The 3,062-nt window shown below is 28.7% G+C and carries 2 protein-coding genes; both read left to right on the forward strand.

The window, feature by feature from the left end:
• Positions 1 to 240 (forward strand): T9SS type A sorting domain-containing protein (locus ACH2BC_RS07070; RefSeq protein WP_395053290.1); only part of this gene is annotated, 240 nt, incomplete at its 5' end.
• A gap of 148 nt (positions 241 to 388) precedes the next feature.
• On the forward strand, positions 389 to 3,062 hold a 2,674-nt coding region (locus ACH2BC_RS07075), incomplete at its 3' end, for a beta strand repeat-containing protein (protein ID WP_395053291.1).

Raw genomic sequence — 3,062 nt, forward strand, 5'->3', positions numbered from 1 at the left:
AATTTTGCTTTTACTAATTTCAATTTTTATCCAAATCCTGTAAAAGATAATTTAAAAATTTCTAATAATTCGGTTATAGATTCAGTTGAAATTTTATCATTATTAGGACAAAAAATGATTGCTAAAAATGTAAATGCCTTAGATACAGAACTAAATTTATCTGAACTTGCTGGTGGAATTTATTTTGTTAAGGTTTCTTCTTTAGGGTTGGAGAAAGTTTTTAAGATTGTTAAAGAGTAAAACTTAAAGTTTCAATAGTAAAATTCCAAATTCCTATTAAAAAAGTTAGAATTTGGAGTTTTTTTAGATAACTAATTGTGATAAATAAAAACAATTATTTATTTATTTACAAATAATATTCTTACATTTGGTTTCTAAACATTTGATTATGAGAAAATTTTACACTTTGGTTTTATTATACTTTACAATTATATCTTTTGGGTATGAATCTAAAACAACTAATTTAGTTTGGACTTCTGCTTTGCCTGCTAATATGACAGTAGAATGTTTATCAGTTCCTTCTGCAACACCTTTAACAGCATCTTCAACTTCTGGCGGTGTATCGATAACTTTTAATGAAGTTTTAAATCAAGGAATTTGTCCAGGTCAATATCAATTAATTAGAAGTTGGACAGCTACTGACAATAGCGGAGAGACAATTATACACACACAAACAGTCTCGGTTCAAGATACTACAAGTCCTATTCTTATTGGAAATTCTCCGCTAAACGTAACTGTTAACAGTAATTCTATTCCATTAACTCCAACTTTAAGTTTTACTGATAATTGTTCAGGTAATGTACTTGTCAATTTTAATTCTACAACTAGTGCAGTAGATAATTTTGGAAATTATACAATAATTAGAAACTGGACTGCAACTGATGCTTGTGGAAACTCAACATTAATTATTCAAACTATTAATATTATAAATTCTCAAGGATTACAACTTACAAATGATAAAGGAATTGGAATAAATGGATTAACAGGCGGAACTTCTTTAACTAATGTTATGGCTAATGATACATTTAATGGTATAATTTTAAATCCAACAAATTATACGGCAAGCTTTGTAAGTTCTAATAATTCTGGTGTATCTTTAAATGGAAATAGCGTTACTGTTGCCGCAGGAACTTCACCAGGTAATTATTTATTAATTTATAAAGTTATAGAAAATGCAAACCCTAATAATTTTAAAAATGCAGTTGCAAGTGTTACGGTAAAAAACAGTACAATTATTGCAAGTGATGATATTTCTAATGTACCATTAGCAACATTTAATGTTTTAACTAACGATTCTATAAACGGATTACAAGCAAATGCATCTAATGTTACAATTACAACAATAAACAATACAACTGATTTTACAATTAACTCAAATGGTGAGGTATCTACATTGTCTGGACCACCAACTCCATATTTTTTTATAATTAATTATCAAATCTGCGAAACTGCAAACCCAAATAATTGTAGTACAGCTACATTAACAAAAACTAATGTTACAAATATTCTTGCTAATCCAACAATTGTTTCAATAACGCAACCAACATGCAATTTAAATACTGGAAGTGTAGCATTAAGTAATTTGCCTTCAACAGGAAATTGGATTTTAAATTTAAATGGTAATCCAGTTTTAATAGGAACTGGTACAACTGCAACGTTATCCAATTTACATTCTGGCAACAATGTAATTTCTGTAACAAATTCCTTTAACAGCACTTCTCAAGGTATTACTGTTGCTATTGCATATAATGAAGGAATAAGTGTAACTATTTTTGGAAATTATCAAGATTATAATAATGATGGTTTTACTAATGTTGGCGATGTAATAAATTATAATTATACAATTACTAATAATACTTGTGTTGATGCAATCTCAAATATTACATTAACAAGTCAACTTGAATCTTTTAATCAAACCATAACATTATTGGCCGCAAATTCATCTGATACAACAACATTTACAAGTACTTATGTTTTAACTCAAAATGATATAAACAATGGCTTTGTAAATAATACAGCTGTTGTAACTGGTTTTAATAATGGAAATCAAGTTTCAAATGATGCTGGTTTAACAACTCCACTAGCAATTTCAAATGGAATTCTACTAAATGCATTTTTAGATACTAATGGAAATGGAGTTCAAAACAATGGCGAACAAAGTTTTAATTATGGAAATTACACATATCAAGTAAATAATGGAACACAAACTTCAGCAAATTCTAATAATAATGGCGTTATATTATATGAATCTAATCCTGCAAATAGTTATAACATAACTTTTTCAGTATATCCTTTTTATGCTTCACAATATACAGTTGCTCCTGCTTCTTATTCTAACATAACTGTAGCTAACAATTCTGGAATTACAACTTATAATTTTCCTTTAACCGCAACACCTTTTAATGATTTGGCAGTATTTATGTATCAATCTGGTGCGCCACCAAGACCAGGTTTTACCTATGTTAATCAAATTCAGTATACTAATTATGGAACTCAAACTATTGCTTCTGGAACAGTAACTTTTACAAATTCTCCTGTAGTAACTGTACTAAGTACTTCGCAAGCTGGAAGCGTAATTACTGCATATGGTTTTACATATAATTTTACAAATTTATTACCTGGAGAAACTAGATATATGTTTGTAACTATGCAAGTACCAACAATTCCAACTGTAAGTTTAGAACAATTGGTAACCAATACTGTTGCTATTACAATTCCTTCTGCAGATATAAATACTAGTAATAATTCATTTGTATTAACTCAAGTTATAGTTGGTTCTTATGATCCAAATGACAAAACAGAAGCACATGGTGGAAAAATTGTGCATTCTACTTTTACATCAAATGATTATTTAACTTACACTATTCAATTTGAAAATACTGGAACTGCAGATGCAATAAACATTAGAGTAAACGACGTTTTAGATGCAAAGCTAGACGAAACAAGTTTACGAATGATTAACGTAAGTCATCCTTATGTTTTACAACGTGTAGGTACAAACTTAAATTGGAAATTTGATGGAGTTAATTTACCACCATCAAACGGAAGTGAAACTGTTGGTA

The organism is Flavobacterium sp. (assembly GCF_043760115.1).
Lineage (GTDB): Bacteria > Bacteroidota > Bacteroidia > Flavobacteriales > Flavobacteriaceae > Flavobacterium.